Origin of the sequence: Novimethylophilus sp. (assembly GCF_036504375.1) — a bacterium.
In the GTDB taxonomy this organism is placed as follows: domain Bacteria; phylum Pseudomonadota; class Gammaproteobacteria; order Burkholderiales; family Methylophilaceae; genus Novimethylophilus.
This window is the reverse complement of sequence record NZ_DASXVH010000095.1, coordinates 1-3,856: the sequence shown is the minus strand read 5'-3', so window position 1 is coordinate 3,856 and position 3,856 is coordinate 1. Positions and strand designations below refer to the sequence as shown.

General features: G+C 60.0%; 4 protein-coding genes and 1 pseudogene. 1 reads left to right on the top strand and 4 read right to left on the bottom strand.

Features of this window, described 5'->3' with window-relative positions; all coding sequences use genetic code 11:
* The coding region (locus tag VGK14_RS13690; RefSeq protein WP_331509651.1) for an ABC transporter transmembrane domain-containing protein at positions 1-842 on the bottom strand (842 nt) is incomplete at its 3' end.
* Between the two features lie 58 nt (positions 843-900).
* Between VGK14_RS13690 and VGK14_RS13685 the strand changes: the two genes are divergently transcribed.
* Entirely contained in the window at positions 901-1,290 is a 390-nt protein-coding gene (locus VGK14_RS13685; RefSeq protein WP_331509650.1) for a YchJ family protein, read from the top strand.
* A gap of 308 nt (positions 1,291-1,598) precedes the next feature.
* Here the strand turns inward: VGK14_RS13685 and VGK14_RS13680 are convergent, their stop codons facing one another.
* The 3 genes and pseudogenes from VGK14_RS13680 to VGK14_RS13670 all read right to left on the bottom strand — a co-directional run.
* Positions 1,599-2,162 (bottom strand): hypothetical protein, encoded by a 564-nt coding sequence (locus VGK14_RS13680; RefSeq protein ID WP_331509649.1) that lies wholly within the window; start codon positions 2,160-2,162, stop codon positions 1,599-1,601.
* A 105-nt stretch (positions 2,163-2,267) separates the two neighbouring features.
* Complete coding sequence (locus tag VGK14_RS13675) at positions 2,268-3,374, bottom strand: EAL and HDOD domain-containing protein (protein WP_331509648.1); 1,107 nt, start codon at positions 3,372-3,374, stop codon at positions 2,268-2,270.
* Positions 3,375-3,469: 95 nt separating this feature from the next.
* A pseudogene (locus tag VGK14_RS13670) lies at positions 3,470-3,856 on the bottom strand (serine/threonine protein kinase); the annotation flags it as partial.

Genomic DNA, 3,856 nt, shown 5'->3' with positions numbered 1-3,856 from the left:
ACGTCATGCCCGCCCACCCATAAAATAAAACCGATCGCGCCGAACACCAGCAGGATGACGGCAGCCATCAACGATGCGCGCTGGCGAATGCGGCGTACGCTGGTGGCAAATACCTGTTCGACGCGCTCGCCGAACAAATATCTATCCTGCGACTCGTGGCCGTAGGCCTGCACGGTGCGGATTTCGTGCAGCGCTTCGTCAATGTAGGCGCCGACATCGGCGACGCGGTCCTGGCTGGCGCGTGACAGTTTGCGCACCCGTTTGCCGAACAACAGAATCGGCACGATCACCAGCGGCACACCGAGCAGCACCAGCGCAGTGAGTTTCGCGCTGGTCACGAACAGCATCACCAGCGCGCCCAGCATGTTGAGAAAATTGCGCAGCGCCATCGAGATCGAGGAGCCGATCGCCGATTCCAGCACGGTGGTGTCGCTGGTCAAGCGCGAGATCACTTCGCCGGTACGCGCGGTTTCGAAAAAGCCGGGCGACAGTTCCAGCAGGTGGCCGAACACGGCGCGGCGGATGTCGGCGGTTACCCGCTCGCCTATCCATGAAACGTAATAAAAGCGCGTGAAAGTGGCCGCCGCCATCACGGCGATGACCGCCAGCATGCCCACCAGCGCCTGGTCGAGCAGCGCGGTGCTGCCTGCCGACAGGCCGTGGTCGATGACAATTTTCAGCCCCTGGCCCAGCGCCAGGATACTGGCGGAGGCAACCACCAGCGCTGCCGAGGCGGTTACAATCTGTCTGCGATAGGGCCCGAGAAAGCCGGCGATGCGGGCGAGCTGGCGAATATTCTTGCTTTTCGGGCGTTCTTGCGTGATGTTGTTCTGATTGGACATAGCTCAATGATACTTCGGGGACGACGAATAATGACGATTTCATTCAAAGGCTTCGGCCATGGCTGATTGCCCTTGCGGTAGCGGTATGACCTATGCCGCATGCTGCGGCCTCCTGCACGCTGGCAAGCCGGCACCCGATGCCGAGGCGCTGATGCGTTCCCGCTACAGCGCGTATGTCCTCCGGCTGGAGCCTTATCTGCTGGCGACCTGGCATCCGCGCACGCGCCCCCGGAGCCTGGATTTTTCCGCCGGGCCGGCGACCGGATGGCTGGGGCTGGAGGTGAGGCGCCATGATCCGGTCGACGCGGATCATGCCGTCGTCGAATTCGTCGCCAGATACAAAATCAATGGCCGGGCTTATCGGTTACATGAAACCAGCCGTTTCGTGCACGAGGGCAATCGCTGGTATTATGTCGACGGCAAGCTGGATCCGGCGGATATGCGTTGAACCGGCAACGGCGATCCCGGATATTCAACTATGGCCATGCAAGCGCCAACAGGCAATTCCGCGGAGCAGCGCGAAAGCGAAGCGCTGCTTCCCTCCTAAGTTACCAAAACTCCCCAGGGTGTATTCATCGGTCTTTCCTAGGCGATTGCCGATCCTGATGGCGCCGCTGGCCGAAGATTTCGCTATCGTGCGCGATCGGTTGGGGTGGAGTTGTCAAGAATGGTAAAAGTTACCTTCGGCCGGGATTCCAACCAATCCGGTCTGTCGAACCCGCCCGGCCTTTCGATGCTCGTCACGGGCCGCCCTGTTTAGTTGTCGCGCGAGAAGGTTTCGCACAGGATATTCAGCAGTGCGGCAAACACCGGGACCAGTTCCGCAGGGCGGACCGGGGAGCTTTCGTCCGTGCCGGCGATGACGAAGGCGATGGTCGCGCGGTCCAGATCCTCACGGAACTGTACCAGATAGTCCTGCTCGGCTTTGCCGATCAATTCCAGTTTGCGTAGCCCGGATTCTATGCATTCCAGGCAGGCTTCGTCGGAGAGTTCGTAAAACAGCGCCTTGCCGATGACGGCGGCGCCTTGGACCACATCCGGCACGATATCCTCGTTTTTCAACGGCAGCGTCAGGATGATGAACGTCATGCCGGCAAAACATTGATAGACGCCCAGCATATCGAAATCGGCCTGCCGCTCCTCGCGGGGCGAGCGTCCCAGATGCCGGACCGCTTTCAGCGTCAGATAGGCGGCAATGAACGTTGCCGCGGCGAACACATCCTGCTCGGTATCTCCGGTGAGTTCGGCAGTCTCGGCATCGGTTTCCGCCAGACAGGCGGTGTAGAGATCCAGCAGGCGCTGGGAGTATGGGGTCGTCATTAAAATACTTTCATTGTTTTTTAACCACGGGGGGAACCAGAACCGGATCGAATTGAGAGTTTTTGCTTTTCCTGCGTTCCCCGTGGTTCATGATTGTTGAATGGATTATGCCGCCGAAGCGATATGCGCCGCCCATTCGATGGCTTCGAGGTGGGCGAGGTTGGCGGTTTTGACGTCTATGCCGGCAAAATTCTGGTCTTCCGGCAGCGCTTCGCCTTCGCAGGCGCGAGCCACTGCGAGGATATGCGCATACTTGCCTTCATTCTCCAGCAGCGCCTGGGCGACGGTCTCGGGCAGGTTGGCGCGCTCCAGCAGCTGCTGGAGCGGGGTCTGCATGATGCGGTCCAGCAATGAAAACATGCCGGCGATGAACAGGTGATCCTGGTCGCGTTTGTCCATCGTTTTTGCGCCTAAGAGTTCCATCAGCCGTGCGCGCATCATCGCGTTCTGGGTAAGCGCGGGCGAGGCGCCGCTGCCGGCCGTCGCGGCCAGCAGCGACAGCCATTTGAACAGTTGCTGGTAGCCGATGATCGCCAGCGCGTGGCGTACCGATTCGACCCGCGTGCTCAAGCCGAAATAGGGCGAGTTGATATAGCGCAGCAGCTTGAAAGACACGGTCACGTCTTTATTGAACAGGGTTTCGATGTCTTTCGGCTCGGCCTCCTGCTGCACCGCGCTGATCAATTCCAGCACCGCGGCGTGCGCCGGATTGATGCTTGGCCTGGCGGCGATAGGGGGCGTGTCGAGCGGACTGCATCCATCGAAATACAAACTGCCGGTAGCATGCGCGCGAACGAAATCGGCAGCGGTATCCACCCCGCTCAGCACAATGCCCGGAGTGGCATGCTCTGCGCCGGTGAGCGGCACCAGGTAGAAATCGGCCAAGCCCAGCGTGCCGCCGGCGGCATCGGTTGCGATGGCGACACGGTAGCCGGCAGCGCGCGCTTCGCCGGTGAGCGGCAGGTCCAGGCCTGGTGCATCGGTGATCAATATGGTGTTCCTGGCCAGTTTTTTCAGCAGCACCGCGTCTTCCAGCCAATCCAGCGGCAGCAAAAAAGTCATGCGCGGGTCGTCGAGATTGACCAGCCGCAGCATGACGGGCATCAATACGTCACGCATTGCTTCTGCGACAAACAGCCGGCAGAAGGCGATCTCGCGGTTGCGGTCGATGATCAGCGAGCGCCGTAGCAGATGGTTGGGGTCGAATGCCATGTCTTTAGCCAGCCGCAGATGAACGCGGATATTTCGAATCGGAGGTTTTATCCGCGTTCATCTGCGTTAATCGGCGGCTGATATTGTTGTTGGCGTCACATCTTCTGCCTGATCGCCAGCACCGCCTGGTTGCGCAGCGTGCGCAGCAGCGAAAGCTGGCGCTGCGACACCTGCATTGCGTTGGCCTGCTCCATGTCCGCATAAAACAGGGCGATGGCCTTGCCGTTGATCATGACCGGCAGCAGCAGGAAGCTCTGCGAGGTCACTGCTTCGCGATACCACGTGGGGATTTTGGAGGCGATATTCTGCGCGGTGACATCCTCAATCACGATGTCGGCGCCTTTATCCATCGCGAGGTGGAAGACATCCGGCGTGAATGCCATGGAAAACCTGAACTTGGCCAGCACCGCATCGCTATCCCTGCCGAAGCCGAAGCGCGCCGCCATCTGGTTGTTTTTTGTGTCGCGCACGAATATCAGCGT

Excerpts from the sequence above, each read along its gene's own strand:
- VGK14_RS13675 (WP_331509648.1), bottom strand. The coding sequence starts at position 3,374 with ATGGCATTCGACCCCAACCATCTGCTACGGCGCTCGCTGATCATCGAC.
- VGK14_RS13680 (WP_331509649.1), bottom strand. The coding sequence starts at position 2,162 with ATGACGACCCCATACTCCCAGCGCCTGCTGGATCTCTACACCGCCTGT.
- VGK14_RS13685 (WP_331509650.1), top strand. The coding sequence starts at position 901 with ATGGCTGATTGCCCTTGCGGTAGCGGTATGACCTATGCCGCATGCTGC.